The organism is Sphingomonas astragali, from assembly GCF_051400615.1.
Lineage (GTDB): Bacteria > Pseudomonadota > Alphaproteobacteria > Sphingomonadales > Sphingomonadaceae > Sphingomonas.
On the sequence record NZ_JBLFFH010000001.1, the window covers coordinates 1,390,141 to 1,411,646 of the forward strand.

The following is a 21,506-nucleotide window of genomic DNA, read 5'->3' on the forward strand; positions in this document are numbered from 1 at the left end:
CCGATAAAAGCGCGCTCCGGGCGGTCCGGCTGGGCCGCCTTTTGCTTTTTCGACGAAGGAGACCCGCGGTGGCCATCACTCCCCTCATGCCCGTCTATCCCCGGTGCGGGGTGCGGCCGGTGCGAGGCGAGGGCTGCTATCTGATCGGCGAGCGCGGCGAGCGGTATCTCGACTTCGCCGCGGGCATCGCGGTGAACGCGCTCGGCCACGGCCATCCGCACCTCACCAAGGCGATCCAGCAGCAGGCGGCGACGCTGATGCACGTCTCCAACCTCTACGGTAGCCCACAGGGAGAGGCGCTGGCGCAGCGGATCGTCGACGTGAGCTTCGCCGACACGGTGTTCTTCACCAACTCGGGCGTCGAGGCGATCGAATGCGCGATCAAGACCGCGCGCCGCTACCATTACGCGAACGGCAACCCGCAGCGTCACAAGCTGATCACCTTCAAGAATGCTTTCCACGGCCGTTCGCTCGGTGCGATCTCGGCGACCGACCAGGCGAAGATGCGCGACGGGTTCGAGCCGCTGTTGCCGGGCTTCGACTATGTGTCGTTCAACGATCTCCAAGGGGCATTGGCGAAGATCGACGACGAGACCGCCGGCTTCCTGGTCGAGACGGTGCAGGGCGAGGGCGGCATGACCGCCGGCACGCCCGAATTCATCCAGGGCCTGCGCAAGGCGGCGGACGAGCACGGCCTGCTGCTGATCCTCGACGAGATCCAGTGCGGCTACGGCCGCACCGGCAGGATGTGGGCCTATGAGCATTACGGCATCACCCCCGACATCCTGACCGCGGCCAAGGGCATCGGCGGCGGCTTTCCGCTCGGCGCGTGCCTCGCGACCGAGGAGGCGGCGAAGGGAATGACGTTCGGCACCCACGGCTCGACCTATGGCGGCAACCCGCTGGGCATGGCGGCCGGGCAGGCGATCCTCGACGTGATGCTGGAGCCGGGCTTCTTCGAGCACGTCACCCGCATGGGCGAGCGTCTGCGCGCCGCGTTCGAGCAGCTGATCCCCAATCACGATCATCTGTTCGAGGAGATCCGCGGGCTCGGGCTGATGCTCGGCATCAAGATGAAGGAGCCGGCGGTCAGCCGCGAGTTCGTGGCGCATCTGCGCGACAATCACGGGCTGCTGACGGTCGCGGCGGGCGAGAATGTGTTCCGCGTGCTGCCGCCGCTGATCATCGACGAGAGCCATATCGCCGAATGCGTCGAGCGGCTGAGCGCGGGAGCGCGGACCTATGCGCCGGCGAGCGACGACTAATTTCGATCCTCCCCGCTTGCTGGGAGGGGGACCAGCCGCAGGCTGGTGGAGGGGGCGTGCGGCAGGCGGTTCGCGAGCGGCGGGCCCGCTCCGCCACCGCTTCACGGCGGTCCCCCTCCCCCTGCCGGAGAGGAACTGAAGGATGCACCACTTCCTGAATCTCGCCCCCGCCGGCGCGGACGGTATCGCAGCCATTCTGGCGGACGCGATCGATCGCAAGGCCGCGCGTTCCGGCTGGCCGAAGGGGCAGCCCGACGCCGATGCCCCGCTCGCCGGCCGCGTGCTGGCGATGGTGTTCGAGAAAAGCTCGACCCGCACCCGCGTCAGCTTCGACATGGCGATGCGCCAGCTCGGCGGATCGGCGCTGATCCTCGACGGTTCGACCAGCCAATTGGGCCGCGGCGAGACGATCGCCGACACCGCGCGCGTGCTCTCCGGCTTCTGCGATGCGATCATGGTGCGCACCGACGACCATGCCAAGCTGGAGGAGATGGCGCGCCATGCCAGCGTGCCGGTGATCAACGGTCTCACCGATGCATCGCATCCCTGCCAGATCGTCGCCGACCTGCAGACGGTGATCGAGAGCGGCAAGGCGCTGCCGGGGCTCAAATGGGCCTGGCTCGGCGACGGCAACAACGTGCTGCACTCGATCGTCGAGGCGGCGGGGCTGTTCAAATTCTCGGTCGCGGCCGGCATCCCCGCCGGCTACGATCCCGAGCAGCGCTGGATCGACGCGGCCAATGTCGCGCTCGCCGGCACCGATGCGCGGGTGAGCGTCGAGCGCGATCCGCTGCGCGCGGTCGAGGGCGCCGACGTGGTCGTCACCGACACCTGGATCTCGATGGGTCAGGAGCACGCCGAGGAGAAGCTGTCGGCGATGACGCCCTATCAGGTGACCGAGGCGCTAATGGCGCACGCCAGGCCCGATGCCGTGTTCCTCCACTGCCTGCCCGCGCATCGCGAGGAGGAGGTGGTGACCGCGGTGATCGACGGCCCGCAGTCGCGCATCTGGGACGAGGCGGAGAACCGGCTCCACGCCCAGAAATCGATCCTGCGCTGGTGCTTCGGTCAGATCGGGTTGTAAGCGGGTGGAACGCTCCTACGTCCGTCATTCCGGCGAAAGCCGGAATCTCAAGCAACTGACGCGAACGGCCTGCGGCACGAGATCCCGGCTTTCGCCGGGATGACGAGGATGATGACCGACCAGATTGCTTCCCTCGATCTCGACCGCGTGATCGGCTTCACCATTCCCGGCCGCCACGCCCGCGGCCGGATCGCACGACTGGGGCCGGTGCTCGACCGGATTCTCGCCGCCCACGCCTATCCGCCGCCGATCGAGCGGCTGCTCGCGGAGGCGCTGACGCTGACGGCGCTGCTGGGCTCGCTGCTCAAGGAGGCCAAGGGCCAGCTCACGCTCCAGGCGCAGACCAGCGGCGGCATCGTCAGCCTGATGGTCTGCGACTATCAGGACGGCGCGCTGCGCGGCTATGTGCAGTTCGACCGCGATCGGCTCGGCCAAGTCGGCGATGCACCCTCGCTGTTCGCGCTGTTCGGCACCGGCCACCTCGCCCTCACCTTCGACCAGGCGCTGACCGGCGAGCGCTATCAGGGCATCGTCCCGCTCGACGGCGACAGCGTCGCGGCCGCGGCGGAGAGTTATTTCCTTCAGTCGGAGCAGATCCCGAGTCTCATCCGGCTGGGCTCGGTGCGCCAGCCGGACGGGCGCTGCATCGCGGGCGGGCTGTTCCTCCAGCATCTGCCGGAGGGCGAGGAGGGCCGCGAGCGGATCCAGGCGCGCGAGGACCATCCCGAATGGCATCACGTCGAGGCGCTGGGCGCGACGATGGGCGCCGACGAGCTCGGCGATCCGGCGGTCAGCCTGGAGACGCTGGTGTGGCGCCTGTTCAACGAGGAGGACGAGGTACGGCTGCTGAAGGCGACCGAGCTCAGCAAGGGCTGCCGCTGCGACGGCGCCTACATCACCCAGGTGCTCGCGAAATTTCCGCCGGAGGAACGCGCGGCGATGGCGGACGAAAATGGCGTCATTACCGTGGATTGCGTCTTCTGCGCGACCAGCTTCCCGGTCGAGGCCGCCACCATCGGCGTCTGAGGGCATTGCAACGGCACGGCTCGCCGCCCACATCCCTCGGCAAATCGTGACGGGAGCGGTTCGATCGGCTGGATCGCTCAGGGTCACACGGAGGCACGATCGATGGTGCGTAATCTTGTCCGCACGGGGCTGGCGGGCGGTTTGCTGATGTGCGGATTGGCGGGAATGGCCGCGCCCGCGCAGGCGCCGGGTTTCGCGGCGTTGAAGGGGCTCGAACACGGCCAGTGGCAGCTGCGCGAGGCAAGCGGCGTCAGCCGCTCGGTGTGCCTGCGCGATCCGGCCAGCCTGTTCCAGCAGCGCCACCGCGGCGCGGAGTGCAGCCGGCTCGTGATCGAGAACGGTCCTAACCGCGCCACCGTCAGCTATACCTGTCCCGGAACCGGGCGCGGCCGCACCACCATCACCGTCGAAACGCCGCGGCTGGTGCGCATCCAGAGCCAAGGTCTCGAGGAGGGCGCCCCCTTCGACCTCGACATCGAAGGTCGCAAGGTCGGCGCCTGCCCGATCGGGAACTGAGGCGTTAAGGATTTGTTTACCAATTTTCGTTATGAAGGCGTCGTGCCTTCACGGGCACGCTCTCTCCCTAGCTGACTAGAGAAGACTGGGCCGCTCCCGAGCGGCCCTTTTCTCGTGCGCCGATGTTGCGGCGGCGGGCGCGAGGACGTAGCGGGAACCCGATATGACTCGATCCACTGCCGTCGTCCTCGTCTCGGGCGGGCTCGATTCCTTCGTCTCCGCCGCGCGCGCCCGCGAGGACGGCCGTCGGCTGCTCGCGCTTTCGATCGACTACAACCAGCGCCACCAGGTCGAACTCGCCGCCGCGCGGCGCATCGCCGCGATGCTGGGCGCCGAGCGCCACGTCGTGCTGCCGCTTGACCTCTCCGCGTTCGGCGGTTCGGCGCTCACCGCCGACATCGCCGTGCCCAAGGACGGGGTGGGGGATGATATCCCGGTCACCTATGTGCCGGCGCGCAACACCATCTTCCTCAGTCTCGCGCTCGGCTGGGCCGAGGCGGCGGGCGCACGCGACATCTACATCGGCGTCAACGCGCTCGACTATTCGGGCTATCCCGATTGCCGGCCGGAGTTCATCGCCGAATTCGAGAGGCTGGCGGAGGTTGCGACCAAGGCCGGGGTCCAGGGCCGGCCCTTCCGCGTCCGCGCGCCGCTCCAGCACATGACCAAGGCCGACATCGTGCGCGAGGCGGCTCGGCTGGGGCTCGACGCCGGCATGAGCTGGTCATGCTACGATCCCGCGCCGGGCGGCGTGCATTGCGGCCTGTGCGACAGCTGCCGGCTGCGCGCCAAGGGATTCGAGGAAGCCGGGCTTCCCGACCCGACCGTCTACGCCGCGAGGCCATGAGCTACGCGGTCAAGGAGCTGTTCCTGACGCTCCAGGGCGAGGGCGTGAACGCGGGGCGCCGCGCGGTGTTCGTGCGCTTCGCCGGCTGCAATCTCTGGTCGGGGCGCGAGCAGGACCGCGCGAGCGCGACCTGCCGGTTCTGCGACACCGATTTCGTCGGCACCGACGGTGCCGGCGGCGGCCGTTTCGCCGATGCCGGGGCATTGGCGGAGGCGGTGACGCGGGCCTGGGGGCCGGCGCGCGAGCGGCGCTTCGCGGTGCTGACCGGCGGCGAGCCGATGCTCCAGGTCGACGACGCGCTGGTCGACGCGCTCCATGCCGAAGGCTTCGAGATCGCGATCGAGAGCAACGGCACGCTGCCGGCGCATCCCGGGCTCGACTGGGTGTGCATCAGCCCCAAGGCGGGCAGCGAGGTGGTCCAGCGCTCGGGCGACGAGCTGAAGCTGGTGTGGCCGCAGACGGGAACCGACGTCGACGCGCTGGAGACGTGGGACTTCGCCCATTTCCTCGTCCAGCCGATGGACAGCGCCGAGGCCGAGGCCAATCGCGAGGCGGCGGTCAGGTTCGCGCTGGAACGGCCGAAGTGGCGGCTGTCGCTCCAGACGCACAAGCTGCTGGGATTGCGTTAGAGACGGTTCTCTGACTCGCCTATGTCCTAGCCGGCCCTAAACCCCGCCCCAGTGCTGCGGGCCGCATTTCTTGGGCAACCATCTTTCCTTCTTCCAGCACTTGCGGTCCATCGACGGCAGCGTGATCGGGCGCGGGTTGATGCCCCAGGGGAAGCGCTGCTCCCCGCTCAGCTTCAGCGCGTTGCGCATCTCCCGCATCCGCTCGCTGGCGAGCGTGGCGAAGCTGCCGCGCGGAGTGAAAAGCGCGGCATGGCCGATGTCGGCAGCGGTCTGGCAGAAGGTGAGCTGTGCCCCCACCGTCGAAAAGCTCGAGTAGACGCGGGTGCCGTAGCTGTCCAACGCGGATTGACCGGCCTTTTTGGTCTTGTTGGTGCGGATGAAATATTTGGTGAGCGTATCGTACGACGTCTTGAGCTCGGCTTCATGATCGCTGAGCAGCTTGTTGTAGTTGCTCACCGTCAGCAGATAGGGCGCGAATTGGCATTGCAGCGCGGCGACGTTGAGCGCTGCACGCAGGTTCCATACCAGCGCCGCGCGCAGCTCGGCCGGGGTGGCGCCGGGAAGGTCCTGCGCGATCATGCCCGGCTCAGCCCCGGTCACCGGCGCGCCGCGCAGGTCCGGCGACTGGAAGAAGAACTGGGCCGACGCCGGCTGCGCCATCAGGGCCGGCGCGATCGTCGCGGCGGCAACAGCCAGGGAACGCAACAGCTTCATCAGACCCCTCTCACGCACACTCCGGGCCTTCGATTACGGAAAATAGCGCGCGTTCCCAAGCAGTTTTTCGCATGACGGCTCGAGGAGCATCACCACGCCGCCAAAACGAAGGAGCCGCCCGGTCGTCCGGACGGCCCCTCGAACCAAGCAACCAGGGTGCGAGATTACATCGCGTTGGTGGCGGTCGTCTCGTTGGTGGTCATCATGTCGTTGGTGACGGTGGTGTCGTTCGCGAGCAGCGCGTCGTTGCCCATCGCGCCGTCGACGGCGGTCATGTTGTCGGTGACGGTACCATCCATGGTGGCGTCGGTCGCATTGACGTCGGTCACGACGGTGTTGGTGGTCTCCGTGGTGTTGCCGCCGCACGCCGAAACGAGCAGCGCGGCGCCGGCGATCATCGAGCCGGTGACGACCTTGGAAAGAATTGCACGCATCTGGAAGCTCCCTAGAATAAGGCGATCCGGGTTGGCTGGATGGCCTTTAATACCCAAATCGCAGTAGACATTAAACGCTTCACGCTGCGCCCTCAAGACGCTTTGTTCCGCTCCCGTCAAGTTCGGCGAGAAACGTCGGGAAGCCCAACGCCAAGGCCGTGTCGAAGGTTTCCAGAGAAGAATCGATTCCCAGCGTTGCGGCGCTGGTAACGCCCAAATCCGCGATGCCACACGGTACGATGCCCTGAAAATGGGACAGGTCGGGCGCGATGTTCACGGAAAAGCCATGAAGTGTTACCCATCTTTTCACGCGCACGCCGATCGCGCCGATCTTCGCTTCCGCGCCGCCGTCCTCCGTCCAGATGCCGACCTTGCCGGGAATGCGGTAGCCGGTGATGCCGATCCGGCCGAGCGCGTCGATCACCCAGCCTTCCAGTGCATGAACGAAGCAGCGTACGTCGCGGCCGCGGCGGGAAAGGTCGAGCACCAGATAGCCGACGCGCTGGCCGGGGCCATGATAGGTATAGCGGCCGCCGCGCCCGGTCCTATGGACGGGAAAGCGCGGATCGACCAGCTCGGCCGGGTCGGCGCTGGTGCCTTCGGTATAGAGCGGCGGATGCTCGAGCAGCCAGACGAGCTCGGGCGCGCTGCCCTCCTGGACGGCGGCCGCCCGCGCCTCCATCTCGGCGACTGCCGCGTCGTAATCGACCGCCGCCGCCGCCACGCGCCACTCCACGCCTTCGCGAAAATCGGACATGACCGCCAGATGTGCGCGGCCGCGGCGATTGGCAAGGACGAGGACCATCGGCTAAGCCGAGCGCATTCAAGGGAGTTGGCGCCGCATGGTGAAGATGGGCACGGTCTGGGACCGCGCGATCGAGTTCCTGAGCGACCATGTCGCGATCGTCATCCCGATCGCGCTGCTCGCGATCTTCGTCCCGAGCTCGATCACGGGGAGCCTGTCGCCGTTATGGGCAACCGCGGGGTCCGGGCTGAAGGCGCTGCTCGCGATGCTGTCGCTGGTTTTCGCGATTCTCGGCGTATGGGGCCAACTCGCCATCTCGGCGCTGGCGATCGACCCGGCCGCCGGCAGGGGCGCCGGCCGGGTGGCGACCGCGCGGCTGCTGTCGGCGATCGGCGTCTACCTCGTGGTGGCGATCGTGCTGGGGCTGTTGCTGCTGCCGATCGGGTTCATCCTCGCGGCGAGCGGCGTGGACGTAACCCAGCTCCGCATCGGCGCCAATCCGGCCAGCCTGCCCGCAGGCGTCGCCGGAACCGTGACGCTCTACGTGGTGGTCCTGCTGATCGTGCTGCTGTTCCTCGGCGCGCGGCTGGTGCTGGCCACGCCGGTGATCGTCGCCGAACGGCGCGGCCTCGGTGCGATCGCGCGCGCCTTCGCGTTGAGCCGCGGGCTCACCTGGAAGCTGGTGGGCGTGATCCTGCTCTACGTCGTCGTCGCCAACGTCGCCTCGCTCGCGGCGCAGAGCGTGTTCGGGTCGATTCTCGGCCTCCTGAGCCGCGGCGAGGGGCCGGTGACGATGGCGAGCGTGATCGCCGCGATCGCGGTCGCGGCGGTGCAGGCGGCCTTCACCGTGCTCGCCACCGCCTTCGTCGCCAAGCTCTATGTCGCGGTCGTGCACGAGCGCGAAAGCGCGGCGGCCGTGCCGCTGGATAGCGAACCCGCGTGAAACTCGATCTCGCCGCGCTGCTGCGCGAAGCCTGGGCGCTGTGGCGCCGCGACCACGCGCTGCTCATCCCCGTCGCCGGGCTGACGATGTTCCTGCCGCGCCTCGCGCTCCAGCTGCTCATCCCCGAATGGCCGGCGCCCGAGCAGGGCGCGACCGGCGAGCAGGCCATGCTCCAATGGAGTCAGGCGTTCGCCGGCTGGGTGGGGCGCTACGGCGGGTGGTTCGTGCTCGCGGTCGTGATCGGGCTGTGGGGCGCCCTGACGATCGTCGCGCTCTATCTCGATCGCAACCGTCCGACCGTGACCGGCGCGCTGGGGCGCGGGCTCGCGCTGCTGCCGCGCTACCTGATCGCGATGATCCTGGTCGGGCTGCCGACCAGCGGCCTGCTCGGCATCGCGCTCGCCGTGCCGCTGCTGTTCGTGGTGGTGCTGGCGCCGATCTTCTACATCTACGCGCGCACGTCGCTGGCGGTCGCCGTGCTGGTGGCGGAGGCGCCGATCGGCGCGATCGCCGCGATCGGGCGGAGCTGGCAGCTCACGCGCGGCAACGGCTGGCCGCTGGCCTGGATCCTGGCGGGAATCCTGCTGACCTCGTCGGTGTTCGGCAGCGTCCTGCTCGCGCTCGGTCGCATCGGGGAGAACAATCCGATCGCCCTCGGCATTGCCGCGGCCGCCGCGGTCGCGAGCGAGAGCGCGGCGACCGTCGCGACCGCGCTGGTCGCGATCGCCGCCTATCGCAGGCTGGCGAGCAGGGGCACATGAGGCGCGGCATCGGCTGAGAGCAGGCCGGTGAGCCGCGGATCGGGGAAGGTCTCGACCGTGCGGCGGATCGGAGTGAAGCCCGACGCGCGGTAGAAGCCCAGTGCACGCGGATGGTCGAGCGTGCAGGTATGCACCCACACCCGCGCGATGCCCGGGCGCCATGCGCGTTGGAGCGCCTCGGCCATCAGCCAGCGGCCGTGGCCGCGGCCGGCAAGCTCGGGCACCAGCCCGAAATAGGCGAGCTCGCAATCGCCGGCATGGCGATAGTCGAGCTCGAGCATCCCGAGCTCGATCCCGGTGCGATCGGTGACGGCGAACACCGCCACCTGCGGGTCATGGATGATCGCGGTCAGCCGCGCATCGTCCATCGCCAGCCGCGAGAACCACAGCCACGGCTCGCCGACGCGGCGGAACAGCGCGCGGTACTTGTCGGGAGCAGGCTGCTGCCACTGGACCAGCCGCAGCGCCGAATCGGGCAGCGGGCGCAGCGGCGGCCGCGTCCGCATCTCGAGCGTGGTGACGATCGTCGCCACCTCGCCGTCGGGGACGGGCGTCAGTCCCATGCGGCCAACGGCGGCAGGCTCATCAGGATCGCGTCGATGTTGCCGCCGGTCTTGAGCCCGAACAAGGTGCCCCGGTCGTAGACCAGGTTGAACTCGGCATAGCGCCCTCGCCAGACGAGTTGCGCCGCCTTCTCCGCCTCGGTGAAGGGCATGTGCATCCGCCGCCGCACGATCTTCGGGAAGATGTCGAGGAAGGCGCGTCCGACGTCCTGCGTGAAGGCGAAACCGGCATCGAAATCACCTTCCAGATGATCGTAGAAAATGCCGCCGACGCCGCGGGGCACCTTGCGATGGGGGATGTAGAAGTAATCGTCCGCCCATTTCCTGTAGCGCGGATAATGCTCCGGATCGTGCGCGTCGCACGCCGCCTTCAGTCGCGCGTGGAAGTCGGCGGTGTCCTCCTCATAGGGGATCGGCGGGTTGAGATCGGCGCCGCCGCCGAACCAGCGCTTGGTGGTGACGAGGAAGCGCGTGTTCATATGCACCGCCGGCACATGCGGATTGGCCATGTGCGCGACCAGGCTGATGCCGGTGGCGAAGAAGCGCGGGTCTTCGCCGGCGCCGTGGATGGTCCTGGCGAAGTCGCCCTCGAAGGTGCCGCCGACGGTCGAGACGTTGACCCCGACCTTCTCGAACACGCGGCCCTTCATCAGGCCCCGCACCCCGCCGCCGCCCGGTTCGCCCGAAGGGTCGGCACGATCCCAGGGGGTGTAGGCGAAGGCGGCGTCGGACCCCGCCTCGCGCTCGATCGCCTCGAACTCGGCGCAGATGGTGTCACGCAGTGATTCGAACCAGGCGCGGGCGGCGGATTGTTGGTGGTCGAGAGCGAGCATGAGGGCGCCCCTAACAGGTCCTCCCCGGCACGGGGAGGGGGACCGCGAGCGAAGCGCGTGGTGGAGGGGGCAGGCCGCAAGCGATTCACTGGTGGGGAGCCCCCTCCACCACCGCCTTCGGCGGCGGTCCCCCTCCCCGCAAGCAGGGAGGAGCTCAGGAAGGCCATCTCTCCGTCTGCCGGAGCGCTTCCCCCAGCACGATCCCCGCCGCCACCGCGACGTTGAGCGAGCGCATGTCCGCCACCATCGGGATCGCCACGCGCAGGTCGGCCCGCGCGTGCACGGTGTCCGGCACGCCCGCGCCCTCGCTGCCGAACAGCAGCACGTCGCCCGCCTCGAACCGTGCCGCGTCGAGCCGCACCGCAGCCTTGGTCGTCGCCAGCACGATCCGCCCGTCGACTTCCGCCGCGAACGCCGCCCAATCGGCATGGCGCTTCACCTCCACCCGCGCCGCATAGTCCATGCCCGAGCGCGCCAGCGCGCGGTCGCCCCAGGGAAAGCCCATCGGCTCGATCAGGTCGACGCCGACGCCCAGGCACGCCGCGGTGCGCAGGATGGTGCCGACATTCCCCGCGATATCGGGTTGGTAGAGGGCGATCCGCATGGGGCCGGCCCTTAGCGGGCGCAAATAGCAGTTGGCAAAGCGCGAGGGCCTTGTTTATCAGGCCGCAGCCACCGGGGGCACCGGGGGGCTCGGCGGGGCGTATCCCACGTCGTATCCGATCCCGGCGCATTCCCCGCGCCAAGATTTACGAGTGCAAGGGCTAGTGCATGGCAACGCTTGAAGACGCTGTTCCTCCCGGCGAATCCGCAGCGCCCTATCATGAGCAGGTCGAGAATCCCCGCCGCCGCGACTATCTCCAGATCGCCGCGGTGGCCTGGGCGGGCGTCGGCGTCGGCGTGGTCGCGCTGCCGCTGATCAACCAGATGAACCCCTCCGCCGACGTGCTGGCGCAGTCGACCACCGAGGTCGATATCTCGCAGATCCAGCCCGGCCAGGCGATCAAGACCCAGTTCCGCAAGCAGCCGCTGTTCGTGCGCAACCTGACGCCGAAGGAGATCGCCGAGGCGGACGCGGTGCCGCTCTCGTCGCTGCGCGATCCGCAGACGCTCGACGAGCGTACCAAGCCTGGGCACAAGAATTGGCTGATCACGCTGGGCGTCTGCACCCATCTCGGCTGCGTGCCGCTCGGGGCGGGCGAGGGCGAGAACAAGGGGCCGTTCGGCGGCTATTTCTGCCCGTGCCACGGCTCGGCCTACGACACCGCCGCCCGCATCCGCCAGGGTCCGGCGCCGTCGAACCTGCACGTTCCCGACTATACGTTCACGTCCGACACCGTCGTCACGGTCGGCTAAGGGGGCAAGGAAGAAATGAGCTTTCCCTGGGCCAAGCATTATGAGCCGAAGCACCCGCTGATGAAGTGGGTGGACGACCGGCTGCCGCTGCCGCGCCTCGTCTACAACGCGGTCGGCGCGGGCTATCCGGTGCCGCGCAACCTCAACTATTTCTGGAACTTCGGCGTGCTCGCCGGCGCCGCGCTGGTGATCCAGATCGTCACCGGCGTCGTGCTGGCGATGCACTATGCCGCGAACGGCGGCGTCGCGTTCGACTCGGTCGAGCATATCATGCGCGACGTCAACGCCGGCTGGTTCCTCCGCTATGCGCACGCCAACGGCGCCAGCATGTTCCTGGCGGTGGTCTACATCCACATCTTCCGCGGGCTCTACTACGGCTCGTACAAGGCGCCGCGCGAGATGGTGTGGCTGCTGGGGGTGGTCATCTTCCTGCTGATCATGGCGACCGCCTTCATGGGCTATGTCCTGCCCTGGGGGCAGATGAGCTTCTGGGGCGCGCAGGTGATCACTGGCTTCTTCTCAGCGATCCCGGTGGTCGGCGAGTGGGTGCGCGTGTGGCTGCTCGGCGGCTTCGCGCCGGACAACGCCGCGCTCAACCGCTTCTTCTCGCTCCATTACCTGCTGCCGTTCGTGATCGCCGGCGTCGTCATCCTCCACATCTGGGCGCTGCACATCCCGGGCTCGGGCAATCCGACCGGAGTCGAGGTGAAGGGCGAGCAGGATACGGTGCCGTTCCATCCCTATTACACCGCGAAGGACGGCTTCGGGCTCGGCATCTTCTTGCTGGTGTTCGCGGCGCTGATCTTCTTCGCGCCGAACTACCTCGGGCATCCGGACAACTACATCCCGGCCAACCCGCTCTCGACCCCTGCGCACATCGTGCCCGAATGGTATTTCTGGCCGTTCTACGCGATCCTGCGCGCCTTCACCGCGGACTTCATCCTGCCGGCGAAGCTGTGGGGCGTGCTGGCGATGTTCGGCTCGATCGTCCTCTTGTTCTTCCTGCCGTGGCTCGACACCTCGCCGGTGCGCTCGGCCAACTACCGGCCGACGTACCGCATCTTCTTCTGGATCCTGGTGCTCGACGTGCTGGTGCTCGGCTATTGCGGCGGTGCGCCGGCCGATCCGCCGTACATCATCACGAGCCAGATCGCCGCGGCCTACTACTTCCTGCACTTCCTCCTCATCATCCCGATCGTCTCGGCGATGGAGCGGCCGCGGCCGCTGCCGAACTCGATCACCGAGGCGGTGATGGCCGGCAAGGGCGGCAATCGCATGAGTGAATCGGCGCTGAGCGACGGCGACGCCGTCCAGCCGGCCGAATAAGGGGCGTCAAAGCACATGGTTCGCATCATCGGCGGCATCATCGGCCTGGGCTTCGCGCTGGTCCTGGCCATCGCCCTCGTCGGCAGCATCTCGGGCCTCATCACCGAACCGCCGCAGCCGACCGCGGAGACGGTGTTCCACGAACACCCGAAGGAGCTGAAGCTCGCCTCGGACGGTCCGTTCGGTGGCTATTCGAAGAACACCCGCCAGCTCCAGCGCGGCTTCCAAGTCTACAAGGAAGTCTGCGCGGCGTGCCACTCGATCCGCCTGGTCGCGTTCCGCGATCTCGAGGGTATCGGCTACAACGAGGCGCAGGTGAAGGCGATCGCCGCGCAATGGGCGACGCCGCAGCCGTCGGTGAACCCCGAGACCGGCGAGCCCGCGACCCGGCCCAACACTCCGGCGGACAAGTTCCCGCTGGCCTTCGCCAACGACGTCGCCGCCCGCGCCGCCAACAACAACGCGATCCCGCCCGACCTGTCGCTGATGACCAAGGCGCGGCACGACGGCGCGGCCTATATCCATTCGCTGCTGACCGGCTATCAGGAGCAGCCGGCGGACCTGCTCAAGCGCTTCCCCGAGGCGAAGACGCCGAACGGGCTGCACTACAATCCCTATTTCGCCAACCTCAACCTCGCGATGCCGCCGCCGCTCACCACCGACGGGCAGGTGACCTATCAGGACGGCACCAAGGCGACCGTCGACCAGATGGCGCAGGACGTCGCCGCCTTCCTGGTGTGGACCGCCGAGCCCAAGCTCGAGGCGCGCCACATCGCGGGCTGGGCCGCGGTGGTGTTCATCGCGATCTTCTGCTTCCTCGCCTATGGCGCCTATCTCAGCGTCTGGCGGGGGGTGAAGCACTAGGACGGGACGGGTCTTCCCGCGTCTCCGATCGCCCAGAGCCTGTCGAAGGGCGAGCTCACGATCGCAAGGCCGCCCTTCGGCAAGCTCAGGGCGAACGGGAGTATGCGGTGAGCAGTAACGAAGACCTCAAGGCGCTGATCCGCACGATCCCGGACTTCCCCAAGCCCGGGATCATGTTCCGCGACATCACCACGCTGCTGCTCGATCCACGTGGCCTTGCGCTCACGATCGAGCGGCTCGCGGCAGCGGTGAAGGGGCCGGTCGACCTGGTCGCCGGCATCGAGGCGCGCGGCTTCCTGTTCGCCGCGCCGCTCGCGATCCGGCTCGGCACCGGCGCGCTCCTGATCCGCAAGGACGGCAAGCTCCCCGGCGCCACCATCGCCGAGGACTATGCGCTCGAATACGGCACCGATCGCATCACCATTCACGCCGACGCCCTGGTGCCGGGCGCGCGCGTGCTGCTGGTCGACGACCTGATCGCGACCGGCGGTACCGCCCGCGCCGCCGTCCGCCTGATCCGCAAGACCGGCGCCGAGATCGGCCAGGCGGCGTTCGTGATCGACCTGCCGGAGCTGGGCGGCGCCGACGCGCTTCGTTCGGACGGCATCGATGTGACCGCGCTGGTCGCCTTCGAAGGTCACTGACGGAACAACGCACTCGACTCCACGGTTACGCTGGCATTAGTCTTGCGTATGGTTGGTGTATGTTCCCGCGTATCTGGGAGTCTCGAGCAATGATCCGCACGCTTCGCAATCTCGGGCTGATCGCCGCCGCCGGCATCGGCCTCGCCGCCTGCACCGATGGCTACGGCTATTCGGGCGTCTCCGTCGGCTATGGTTCCGGCGGCTATTACGACGATTATTGGGACGGCGGCTACTACGGCTACGGCGGCTCGCCCTACTGGGGCTGGTACGGCGACTATTATTATCCGGGCACCGGCTATTACGTCTACGATCGCTATCGCCGCCCGCACCGCTGGACCGACCGCCAGCGCTATTATTGGGAGCGCCGCCGCAACGAGTGGCGCGGCAATCGCGGCGACCGGCCCAACTGGGGCGGCTGGGACCGGGACGGCCGCCGTTGGGACGGCCGCCGCGACGGCGACAACGATGGCCGCTGGGGTGGGCGGCGCAGCTTCACGCCCGAGCAGCGCCAGCAATGGCAGCAGCGTCGCGAGCAATGGCGCGGCAGCCAGGGCCAGCAAGGGCAACCACGCGCGACGATGCCCAATCGCCCAAGCCCGAGCATCGGCGGCGACGGCCGCCGCGGAGGCGGCTGGTCCGGCCGCGGCGGCGGGCGCGGCGGCCGCGACCGCCGGTAGCGTTTGGAATCCGTTCCATTCGGGATCGAACCAGTGTCAGTGCTCTTGCGAAGGCAGGAGCTCAGGCCGGAACGGCACCCTCCGTGATCCAGGGCTCCTGCCTTCGCAGGAGCACACAAGTCCACGTCATCCGAACAGTCTCTAGGCGACGCTCTCCGCCGGGCGCCGCCGCCACAGCCCGATCGCGATGAAGCTCATCACGGGCTCGTCGTCCTGGTTGAACACCGTCAGCCTGGAGCGGGCGCTGCCCATGTCGGGGCGGCTGTTCGACGCGCGGGTCTCGACGATCTCGGCCTCGCAGCGGAGCACGTCGCCGGGATAGACCGGCCTCAGCCAGCGAAGCTCGTCGATGCCCGCCGCGCCGAGGCTCGCCGACTCCTCGGTGTCGATCTGCAGATGGGCGACGTTCATCGCCATGGTCATCGCGCAGGTATGCCAGCCGCTTGCCGCGAGCCGCCGGAAATGCGTCTTCGCCGCCGCTTCGTCCGAAAGATGGAAGGGCTGCGGATCATATTTGCGCGCAAAGTCCAGCACTTCCTCGCGCGTCACCTCGTAACGGCCGAACGAAGCCCGGTCGCCGACCTTGATGTCTTCCCAGTAGCGCATGAGATCAGTTTCGCTGCGAAACCGATCCGACGCAAGCCCTCCGCGGCGATCAGTGCCGGTTCGAGGTCCGCACCTCGCGAAACACCGAATCGCCGCCGTCCACATTTCTGACCGCCGGCAACCCGAGCAAGTCGCGAAGCAACGGATAGACATCGACATTGTCGAACGGCGCGAGCCGTTTGCCCGCCGCGAAGGCCGGGCCGTTGGCGACGAACAGCGCCGCCATCTCCGGCGCTTCGCCGTCATAGCCATGATTGCCGCCGCTCATGCCGGGGGGCGGCGCTTTCTCCAGCACCTGCCAGCCCGTGTCGGCGAGGCAGAGATAGGGCGGGACGCGCGGGTTGGCGCCATAGTGCAGGCGAGCCGGTAGCGCCGCCTTGCGCCAGCACTGCATATGGTCGTGAGGCTTCAGCAGCTTGGCTTCCAGACTCGCTTCATGCCCCGGCACGGCGGCCAGGCTGGCATAAGGGCCGGCCTCGACCACGCGATAGTCCCCCGGCGTCAGCAAGGTATCGAGTGCGATCGCCCGTTCGCTGCTGGTTGCCGCCATGCCGTGATCGGCGACGATGATGAGGTTGGCCGGCTGGCCGAGCGCCGACAGCCCCTCGACCAGCGCGCCGATCTCGCGGTCGACTTCGGCGATCGCGGCATTCGTCCGCGCGTCGTCGGGTCCGTAGAGGTGGCCGGCGGTATCGACCTCCTCGAAATAGAGCGTGGCGAAGCGCGGCCGGATCGCCGCGGGTCGGCGCATCCAGTCGAGCATGGTGTTGATGCGCTGCTCGGGCGAGATCGCCTCGTTATACTGCTGCCAGTCGGAAGGCCGCGTGCCGCCGGTCACGGTATAGGGCCATTTCGCCGCCCTGGTCCCGCCGACCGGCACGTTCGATCCGGGCCAGAACATCGTCGCGGTGCGCACGCCCGCCTTTTCGGCATCGACCCAGATCGGCGTCGCCTCGTTCCACCAGAACGGGTCGTCGCTCGCCATGGTGAAGGCCTCGCCCGGACGGCGCGGATCTTCCATCCGGTTGGCGACGATGCCGTTGCGGTCGGGCCTCAGGCCCGTGACCAGCGCATAGTGATTGGGGAAGGTCTTGGACGGGAAGGACGGCCGCATCGCCGCCCGCACGCCGTCCGCCGCCAGCTTCGAGAGGTTCGGCGTGATGCCGCGATCGAGATAGTCGGCGCGGAAACCGTCGATCGAGACGAGAATCGTGACCGGCGCCCGCGCCTCGGCAGCGGTGGAAGAGGGCGTGACCGGCGCGCTCGCGGGCGTAGTGACGCAGGCTTGCAGGCAGGCGGCGAGCGCTGCGGCGGCGAGACGGGAGATCCAACGCATGGGCGCGCCCTTGCCAGCGCTTCGCGGCGATCCTGTGACACTCATGACGGCGACGAAGCGGCGATCAGCGGGCGGGTTCGCCGACCAGCATCGCCGGCTGCTTGGGACAGCGGCGCTCGGCGGCGAGCATCGGCGGCAGGGTCGGGCATTTCTGCTCGGCGGCGGGCTGCTGCCCGACGCGAGCAGTGGTCGCAGCCCCCGCAGGCGCGGTCCAGACGATCGAGAGCAGAAGGAGGCCACGAACAGTCATGGTCCGATAATACACTGTCACTAGCCAAAGGGAAAGAATCATCGGTCGGCATACGCGTAAGCGCGCGTTCATTTCGCCGGCGGCATGATAACGGAAGGGGAGGGACTGCCCGTGCGATTCCTGGCGTCCGGACTGATCGCCTGCGGACTGATGTCGGCAGCGACACCTGTGGAGGCTGCACCTTTTGTGGCGCCGGCGCCGCTGACGCTCGAAAGCGGCGTGGAAACGGCGATCGAAGGTACGCCGGTTCCTTATGAGGTGGGCACGATCCGGGTGCCGGAGAACCGCGCCAGGGCGGACAGCCGGACGATCGGCGTCGGCGTGCTGCGGGTCAGGGCGCGGGTGCCGACCACGGCGCCGCCGGTCTTCCTGCTGGTCGGCGGTCCGGGCGTGACCCTGCTCGACACGATCGGCGATCAGAGCCCGGCGGCGCGGCGGCGGCTCCGCTATTGGCTCGACTATAGTGCCGGCGCCGACCTCGTGATCGTCGAGCAGCGGGGCTACACGCTGCGCGGGGAGATGCTGGAGCTTGCCTATCCGGCTCAGCCGCTCGACCGTCCGGAGACGGTGGAAGCCAATATCGCGATCGTCCGTGACGTGGCGCGTAAGGCGGTGGCGGCCAATCCGGGGCGTGATCTTGCCGGCTACACGATCGCCGAATGCGCCGACGACGTCGACGCGGTACGCCGCGCGCTCGGCTATGAGCGGATCAGCCTGCTGGGTGCGAGCTTCGGATCGCAATGGAGCTTCGCGGTGATGAAGCGCCATCCCGGCACGGTGGCGCGCGCGCTGCTCTCGTCGGTCGAGCCGCTCGACAATGGCTATGACATACCTTCGCACGTCTTCACGGCGATGCGGCGGATCACCGCAGAGGCCGAACGCGATCCTGCGCTGCGGCCGTTTCTGCCGAAGGAGGGACTGATCGCCGCCGCCCGTGCCGTGCGCGATCGCCTCGCGGCGGCCCCGGTCGCCGTCGCCGTGCCGGGCGAGGGGACGGTGGTGCTCGGCGTCGGCGATTTTCAGCAGGGACTGCGCAATGCCGCGATCGATGCCGCGGGGTGGCCCGCGTTCGTGATCGATCTCTACAACGGCCGCTATCAGGATTGGGCGCGTGCCGTGATCGCGGGACGGAGAGCCGGCACCTCGCCCCTGATCCGCCCGGCGATCGACACCGCCACGGGCGTCAGCGCCGAGCGCGAGCGCCGGCTGCACAGCGACCCCGCACTCGATCTGCTGGGAAGCTGGGGCTTTGCGATCGATCTCGCCGCTGCGGACATCTGGCCGAGCGCCGATCTCGGCGACGCCTTCCGTACCCCCGTGCGCGACGAGACACCCGTGTTGTTCGTCCAGGGCGATTGGGACCTCAACACGCCGGTCGAGAATCTGCAGGACGTGCTGCCCTGGTTCCCCAACGCCCATGCGATCGTCGTCCATCGCGGACAACACACCGGCACGCTGCAATTGCTGCGAGATCGGCCCGATCTCGCTGCGGCGGCGCGGCGCTTCCTCAGCGACGGCAGCACCGTGGGCCTGCCGCGCGAGGCCGAGCTGGCGCCGGTGCGCTTCACGCTCCCGGCGAAAGGATGATCCGGCTCAGACGTTGAAGCGGAACAGCATCACGTCGCCGTCCTGGACGACATACTCCTTGCCTTCGGCGCGGAGCTTGCCCGCGTCGCGGGCGGCGGCCTCGCCCTTGTAGGCGACATAGTCGTCGTACGCGATCGTCTCGGCGCGGATGAAGCCGCGTTCGAAGTCGGTGTGGATCGCGCCGGCGGCCTGCGGGGCCTTGGCCCCCTTGTGCACCGTCCAGGCGCGCGCCTCCTTGGGGCCGACGGTGAAGAAGGTGATGAGGTGGAGCAGGTCGTAGCCGGCGCGGATCACGCGGGCGAGGCCCGTCTCGGTGAGCCCTAGCTCGGCCAGGAACTCGCCGCGCTCGTCCGGCGCCATCGTCGCGATCTCCGCCTCGATCGCGGCGGAGACGATCACCGCCTCGGCACCTTCGGCCTTCGCCTTTTCGAACACGCGCGCGGAATAGGCGTTGCCGCGGGCGGCGTCCTCCTCGTTGACGTTGCAGACATACAGCACCGGCTTGCCGGTGAGCAGCTGCGCCTGCTGCAGGACCTTGGCCTCCTCGGCATCCTTGGGCTCGGTCAGCCGCGCCGGCTTGCCGTCGCGCAGCAGCTCGAGCGCCTGGCCGAGCACGCTCGCCGCGATCTTCGCCTCCTTGTCGCCCTGCTGGCCCTTCTTGACGAAGTTGGGCACGCGCTTCTCGAGGCTCTCGAGGTCGGCGAGCATCAGCTCGGTCTCGACCGTCTCGGCGTCGGCAATGGGGTCGACCCTGTTGTCGACGTGCTGGATGTCGTCGTCCTCGAAGCAGCGCAGGACATGGACGATCGCGTCCACCTCGCGGATGTTGCCGAGGAACTGGTTGCCGAGCCCTTCGCCCTTGCTCGCGCCGCGCACCAGCCCGGCGATGTCGACGAAGCCGAGCTGCGTCTCGACGACCTTGGCCGAATGGGCGATCTCCGCCAGCGTATGGAGCCGTGGGTCGGGCACCGCGACGTTCCCGACGTTGGGCTCGATCGTGCAGAAGGGATAGTTCGCCGCCTGCGCCGCGGCGGTTTCGGTGAGAGCGTTGAAGAGCGTCGACTTGCCGACGTTGGGCAGGCCGACGATGCCGCAGCGGAAACCCATGGATGCGCTTTCGTCTGATCCGGAAAGCGCGCCAGATAGGGGGAATGCGCGGCGCGCGCTAGCCGCGGTGTCGGATCAGGCTCACCACTTCGGCAACAACCGTGCGGGCGAAGGCGAGCAGGCCCGCGAGATAGGCCATTCCCCCTACCGCGATCAGGATCGAGAGGTGCGCCGGCGGCGCCAGCGCAGGTAACCCGCGATCGACGAACAGCACCACCACCGCCATCGCCAGCGCGGCGAGCACCGGCGGGGCGATCGCGCGAGCGAGCGCGGACAAGGTGACTCCGATCACCGGCAGCGTCCGCCACGCGCTGATCGCGAGATAGAAGGGATAGGCGGCGATCCAGGCGATCGCAATTCCCGTCACGCCCCATTGGATCCCGATCAGGAAGGCGACCGGCAGGACGATCGCCCCGGTCGCGCTGTTGCGCGCGCTGATCGCCGGCTTGCCGCAAGCGTCGCTCGCCGGCGCGAACAGCACCTGCAACGTCATGAACGGCATCGCCAGTGCGAGCAGCGCGACGATCCGCCCCGCCTCCAGCCACTTCGGCCCGAGCATGACATGGACCAGCGGATCGGCGACCGCGGCCAGCCCCATGTAGAAGGGCATCGCCACCACCATCACCAATCGCGCACCGGTCAGGAACGCCCGCGCGACCGATTCGCGATCGTGCTGGATTCGGGCATAGGCCGAGAAGGCCACCTCGTTCAGCGCCGGCACGAACTTCGACACGAAGATCTGCGTCAGGAACAGGCTGGTCGTATAGATGCCGAGCCAATGCGCATCGAGATGGCGGCCGGCGATGAACACGTCGGCCTGGCTCTGCACGAACCAGAACAGCTGCCCCGCCGCCATCAGCCCGCCGTAGCGCGCCATGGCACCGGCGCCGCGGAAGTCGAAGCTCGGCCACATCCATGCGCGCGCCGCAGTCATCATCCCGATCGCCCGCGTCGTGAACAGCGCGAGGGGCGCCACGACCAGCGTCCACACCCCGAGGCCCGCGAGCGCGCCCGCGAGTGCAGCAATCGCTCCGGCCACCGCCGCGATGATGTTCACGCTCGCCTGCTTGCGGAAATCCATCTCGCGCGCGAGCAAGGCGAAGGGCAGGGCGATGAACGGCGTCGTCACATAGAGCAGCGCCTGCACGCGCAGCAGCATGGCGACCTCGGGCTGGCGGAAATAGGCGGCGGCAAGCGGTGCCAGCGCGACCTGCGCAAGGCCGAGGCCGAAGTTCAGCAGGATCAGCATCCCGAACAGCTGCCGAACTGCGTGGCGATCCGCATCGGCCTTCTGGATCAGCGCGCTGGCGAGGCCGTAGCCATTGAGCATGTTGAGCAGGACCAGCACGACCTGCGTCATCGCGAACAGCCCGTAATCGGCCGGGCTCAGGAT

The 21,506-nt window shown here is 68.4% G+C and carries 25 protein-coding genes (1 of these 25 running past the window's edge); 14 read left to right on the plus strand and 11 right to left on the minus strand.

Going from position 1 to position 21,506, the window contains the following annotated elements:
- Nucleotides 1-68 precede the first annotated feature (68 nt).
- The 6 genes from ACMGER_RS06835 (at nt 69) to queE (ending at nt 5,367) form a co-directional block, all read left to right on the plus strand.
- Nucleotides 69-1,265 (plus strand): aspartate aminotransferase family protein, encoded by a 1,197-nt coding sequence (locus ACMGER_RS06835; RefSeq protein ID WP_436811338.1) that lies wholly within the window; start codon nt 69-71, stop codon nt 1,263-1,265.
- Nucleotides 1,266-1,407: 142 nt separating this feature from the next.
- On the plus strand, nt 1,408-2,349 hold the full coding sequence (gene argF / locus ACMGER_RS06840; RefSeq protein WP_436811339.1) for an ornithine carbamoyltransferase: 942 nt from the start codon (nt 1,408-1,410) through the stop codon (nt 2,347-2,349).
- Between the two features lie 111 nt (nt 2,350-2,460).
- Nucleotides 2,461-3,375: an Hsp33 family molecular chaperone HslO gene (gene hslO, locus ACMGER_RS06845; protein WP_436811340.1), complete on the plus strand. Its 915-nt coding sequence runs from the start codon at nt 2,461-2,463 to the stop codon at nt 3,373-3,375.
- Between the two features lie 102 nt (nt 3,376-3,477).
- Nucleotides 3,478-3,891 (plus strand): DUF3617 domain-containing protein, encoded by a 414-nt coding sequence (locus ACMGER_RS06850; protein ID WP_436811341.1) that lies wholly within the window; start codon nt 3,478-3,480, stop codon nt 3,889-3,891.
- A gap of 163 nt (nt 3,892-4,054) precedes the next feature.
- Nucleotides 4,055-4,738: a 7-cyano-7-deazaguanine synthase QueC gene (gene queC, locus ACMGER_RS06855; protein WP_436811342.1), complete on the plus strand. Its 684-nt coding sequence runs from the start codon at nt 4,055-4,057 to the stop codon at nt 4,736-4,738.
- Nucleotides 4,735-5,367 (plus strand): 7-carboxy-7-deazaguanine synthase, encoded by a 633-nt coding sequence (queE, locus tag ACMGER_RS06860; protein ID WP_436811343.1) that lies wholly within the window; start codon nt 4,735-4,737, stop codon nt 5,365-5,367. The genes queC and queE overlap by 4 nt, the downstream gene beginning before the upstream one ends.
- A gap of 36 nt (nt 5,368-5,403) precedes the next feature.
- Here queE and ACMGER_RS06865 read toward each other — a convergent pair whose 3' ends face one another.
- The 3 genes from ACMGER_RS06865 to lipB all read right to left on the minus strand — a co-directional run bounded on the left by ACMGER_RS06865 (nt 5,404) and on the right by lipB (nt 7,272).
- Nucleotides 5,404-6,081, minus strand: a complete 678-nt coding sequence (locus ACMGER_RS06865; protein WP_436811344.1) for a hypothetical protein — start codon at nt 6,079-6,081, stop codon at nt 5,404-5,406.
- A 164-nt stretch (nt 6,082-6,245) separates the two neighbouring features.
- A complete protein-coding gene (locus ACMGER_RS06870) occupies nt 6,246-6,515 on the minus strand; it encodes a hypothetical protein (protein ID WP_436811345.1) in 270 nt (89 codons plus the stop codon).
- Nucleotides 6,516-6,594: 79 nt separating this feature from the next.
- A complete protein-coding gene (gene lipB / locus ACMGER_RS06875) occupies nt 6,595-7,272 on the minus strand; it encodes a lipoyl(octanoyl) transferase LipB (RefSeq protein ID WP_436811696.1) in 678 nt (225 codons plus the stop codon).
- Between the two features lie 85 nt (nt 7,273-7,357).
- Here lipB and ACMGER_RS06880 point away from each other — a divergent pair, with 85 nt between their 5' ends.
- On the plus strand, nt 7,358-8,203 hold the full coding sequence (locus ACMGER_RS06880) for a hypothetical protein (RefSeq protein WP_436811346.1): 846 nt from the start codon (nt 7,358-7,360) through the stop codon (nt 8,201-8,203).
- Nucleotides 8,200-8,964 carry a hypothetical protein gene (locus ACMGER_RS06885; protein ID WP_436811347.1) on the plus strand — a complete coding sequence of 255 codons (765 nt, stop codon included), beginning with the start codon at nt 8,200-8,202 and terminating at the stop codon, nt 8,962-8,964. The genes ACMGER_RS06880 and ACMGER_RS06885 overlap by 4 nt, the downstream gene beginning before the upstream one ends.
- Here ACMGER_RS06885 and ACMGER_RS06890 read toward each other — a convergent pair.
- The 3 genes from ACMGER_RS06890 to ACMGER_RS06900 all read right to left on the minus strand — a co-directional run bounded on the left by ACMGER_RS06890 (nt 8,934) and on the right by ACMGER_RS06900 (nt 10,964).
- The gene (locus tag ACMGER_RS06890; protein WP_436811348.1) at nt 8,934-9,527 is read right to left on the minus strand and encodes a GNAT family N-acetyltransferase; all 594 of its coding nucleotides are present in this window, start codon (nt 9,525-9,527) and stop codon (nt 8,934-8,936) included. The genes ACMGER_RS06885 and ACMGER_RS06890 overlap by 31 nt on opposite strands.
- Nucleotides 9,518-10,360, minus strand: coding sequence for an oxygen-dependent coproporphyrinogen oxidase (gene hemF, locus ACMGER_RS06895; protein ID WP_436811349.1), 843 nt, complete (start codon nt 10,358-10,360; stop codon nt 9,518-9,520). Before hemF ends, ACMGER_RS06890 begins: the two co-directional genes overlap by 10 nt.
- A gap of 154 nt (nt 10,361-10,514) precedes the next feature.
- Nucleotides 10,515-10,964: a tRNA (cytidine(34)-2'-O)-methyltransferase gene (locus ACMGER_RS06900; protein ID WP_436811350.1), complete on the minus strand. Its 450-nt coding sequence runs from the start codon at nt 10,962-10,964 to the stop codon at nt 10,515-10,517.
- 167 nt (nt 10,965-11,131) lie between these two features.
- Between ACMGER_RS06900 and petA the strand changes: the two genes are divergently transcribed.
- The 5 genes from petA to ACMGER_RS06925 all read left to right on the plus strand — a co-directional run bounded on the left by petA (nt 11,132) and on the right by ACMGER_RS06925 (nt 15,227).
- Nucleotides 11,132-11,716 carry a ubiquinol-cytochrome c reductase iron-sulfur subunit gene (petA, locus tag ACMGER_RS06905; protein WP_436811351.1) on the plus strand — a complete coding sequence of 195 codons (585 nt, stop codon included), beginning with the start codon at nt 11,132-11,134 and terminating at the stop codon, nt 11,714-11,716.
- Between the two features lie 15 nt (nt 11,717-11,731).
- Entirely contained in the window at nt 11,732-13,042 is a 1,311-nt protein-coding gene (locus ACMGER_RS06910) for a cytochrome b (RefSeq protein ID WP_436811352.1), read from the plus strand.
- Nucleotides 13,043-13,057: 15 nt separating this feature from the next.
- Nucleotides 13,058-13,906 (plus strand): cytochrome c1, encoded by an 849-nt coding sequence (locus ACMGER_RS06915; protein WP_436811353.1) that lies wholly within the window; start codon nt 13,058-13,060, stop codon nt 13,904-13,906.
- A 107-nt stretch (nt 13,907-14,013) separates the two neighbouring features.
- A complete protein-coding gene (locus tag ACMGER_RS06920) occupies nt 14,014-14,550 on the plus strand; it encodes an adenine phosphoribosyltransferase (protein ID WP_436811354.1) in 537 nt (178 codons plus the stop codon).
- A gap of 89 nt (nt 14,551-14,639) precedes the next feature.
- The gene (locus ACMGER_RS06925; RefSeq protein ID WP_436811355.1) at nt 14,640-15,227 is read left to right on the plus strand and encodes a hypothetical protein; all 588 of its coding nucleotides are present in this window, start codon (nt 14,640-14,642) and stop codon (nt 15,225-15,227) included.
- Nucleotides 15,228-15,368: 141 nt separating this feature from the next.
- Here the strand turns inward: ACMGER_RS06925 and ACMGER_RS06930 are convergent, their stop codons facing one another.
- The 3 genes from ACMGER_RS06930 to ACMGER_RS06940 all read right to left on the minus strand — a co-directional run bounded on the left by ACMGER_RS06930 (nt 15,369) and on the right by ACMGER_RS06940 (nt 17,419).
- The gene (locus tag ACMGER_RS06930) at nt 15,369-15,833 is read right to left on the minus strand and encodes a MaoC family dehydratase (RefSeq protein ID WP_436811356.1); all 465 of its coding nucleotides are present in this window, start codon (nt 15,831-15,833) and stop codon (nt 15,369-15,371) included.
- 49 nt (nt 15,834-15,882) lie between these two features.
- The gene (locus tag ACMGER_RS06935) at nt 15,883-17,169 is read right to left on the minus strand and encodes an alkaline phosphatase family protein (protein ID WP_436811357.1); all 1,287 of its coding nucleotides are present in this window, start codon (nt 17,167-17,169) and stop codon (nt 15,883-15,885) included.
- A gap of 64 nt (nt 17,170-17,233) precedes the next feature.
- Entirely contained in the window at nt 17,234-17,419 is a 186-nt protein-coding gene (locus ACMGER_RS06940; protein WP_436811358.1) for a hypothetical protein, read from the minus strand.
- 111 nt (nt 17,420-17,530) lie between these two features.
- Here ACMGER_RS06940 and ACMGER_RS06945 point away from each other — a divergent pair, with 111 nt between their 5' ends.
- Nucleotides 17,531-19,006 carry an alpha/beta fold hydrolase gene (locus ACMGER_RS06945; RefSeq protein ID WP_436811359.1) on the plus strand — a complete coding sequence of 492 codons (1,476 nt, stop codon included), beginning with the start codon at nt 17,531-17,533 and terminating at the stop codon, nt 19,004-19,006.
- Between the two features lie 6 nt (nt 19,007-19,012).
- On the opposite strand, the gene ychF is transcribed toward ACMGER_RS06945, so the two are convergent.
- Nucleotides 19,013-20,113 carry a redox-regulated ATPase YchF gene (ychF, locus tag ACMGER_RS06950; protein ID WP_436811360.1) on the minus strand — a complete coding sequence of 367 codons (1,101 nt, stop codon included), beginning with the start codon at nt 20,111-20,113 and terminating at the stop codon, nt 19,013-19,015.
- A 58-nt stretch (nt 20,114-20,171) separates the two neighbouring features.
- Nucleotides 20,172-21,506 carry the 3' portion of a lipopolysaccharide biosynthesis protein gene (locus tag ACMGER_RS06955; protein WP_436811361.1) on the minus strand. It continues 141 nt past the right edge of the window, so the window shows 1,335 of its 1,476 coding nt (coding positions 142-1,476); its start codon lies off the right edge, out of view; it ends in the stop codon at nt 20,172-20,174.

Coding starts and splice junctions, on each gene's coding strand:
- ychF (WP_436811360.1), bottom strand. CDS start 20,113: ATGGGTTTCCGCTGCGGCATCGTCGGCCTGCCCAACGTCGGCAAGTCG.
- ACMGER_RS06915 (WP_436811353.1), top strand. CDS start 13,058: ATGGTTCGCATCATCGGCGGCATCATCGGCCTGGGCTTCGCGCTGGTC.
- ACMGER_RS06910 (WP_436811352.1), top strand. CDS start 11,732: ATGAGCTTTCCCTGGGCCAAGCATTATGAGCCGAAGCACCCGCTGATG.
- ACMGER_RS06935 (WP_436811357.1), bottom strand. CDS start 17,169: ATGCGTTGGATCTCCCGTCTCGCCGCCGCAGCGCTCGCCGCCTGCCTG.
- hemF (WP_436811349.1), bottom strand. CDS start 10,360: ATGCTCGCTCTCGACCACCAACAATCCGCCGCCCGCGCCTGGTTCGAA.
- ACMGER_RS06925 (WP_436811355.1), top strand. CDS start 14,640: ATGATCCGCACGCTTCGCAATCTCGGGCTGATCGCCGCCGCCGGCATC.
- queE (WP_436811343.1), top strand. CDS start 4,735: ATGAGCTACGCGGTCAAGGAGCTGTTCCTGACGCTCCAGGGCGAGGGC.
- ACMGER_RS06900 (WP_436811350.1), bottom strand. CDS start 10,964: ATGCGGATCGCCCTCTACCAACCCGATATCGCGGGGAATGTCGGCACC.
- petA (WP_436811351.1), top strand. CDS start 11,132: ATGGCAACGCTTGAAGACGCTGTTCCTCCCGGCGAATCCGCAGCGCCC.
- ACMGER_RS06890 (WP_436811348.1), bottom strand. CDS start 9,527: ATGGGACTGACGCCCGTCCCCGACGGCGAGGTGGCGACGATCGTCACC.
- ACMGER_RS06880 (WP_436811346.1), top strand. CDS start 7,358: ATGGTGAAGATGGGCACGGTCTGGGACCGCGCGATCGAGTTCCTGAGC.
- ACMGER_RS06865 (WP_436811344.1), bottom strand. CDS start 6,081: ATGAAGCTGTTGCGTTCCCTGGCTGTTGCCGCCGCGACGATCGCGCCG.
- ACMGER_RS06870 (WP_436811345.1), bottom strand. CDS start 6,515: ATGCGTGCAATTCTTTCCAAGGTCGTCACCGGCTCGATGATCGCCGGC.
- queC (WP_436811342.1), top strand. CDS start 4,055: ATGACTCGATCCACTGCCGTCGTCCTCGTCTCGGGCGGGCTCGATTCC.
- lipB (WP_436811696.1), bottom strand. CDS start 7,272: ATGTCCGATTTTCGCGAAGGCGTGGAGTGGCGCGTGGCGGCGGCGGCG.
- ACMGER_RS06940 (WP_436811358.1), bottom strand. CDS start 17,419: ATGACTGTTCGTGGCCTCCTTCTGCTCTCGATCGTCTGGACCGCGCCT.
- ACMGER_RS06850 (WP_436811341.1), top strand. CDS start 3,478: ATGGTGCGTAATCTTGTCCGCACGGGGCTGGCGGGCGGTTTGCTGATG.
- hslO (WP_436811340.1), top strand. CDS start 2,461: ATGACCGACCAGATTGCTTCCCTCGATCTCGACCGCGTGATCGGCTTC.
- argF (WP_436811339.1), top strand. CDS start 1,408: ATGCACCACTTCCTGAATCTCGCCCCCGCCGGCGCGGACGGTATCGCA.
- ACMGER_RS06930 (WP_436811356.1), bottom strand. CDS start 15,833: ATGCGCTACTGGGAAGACATCAAGGTCGGCGACCGGGCTTCGTTCGGC.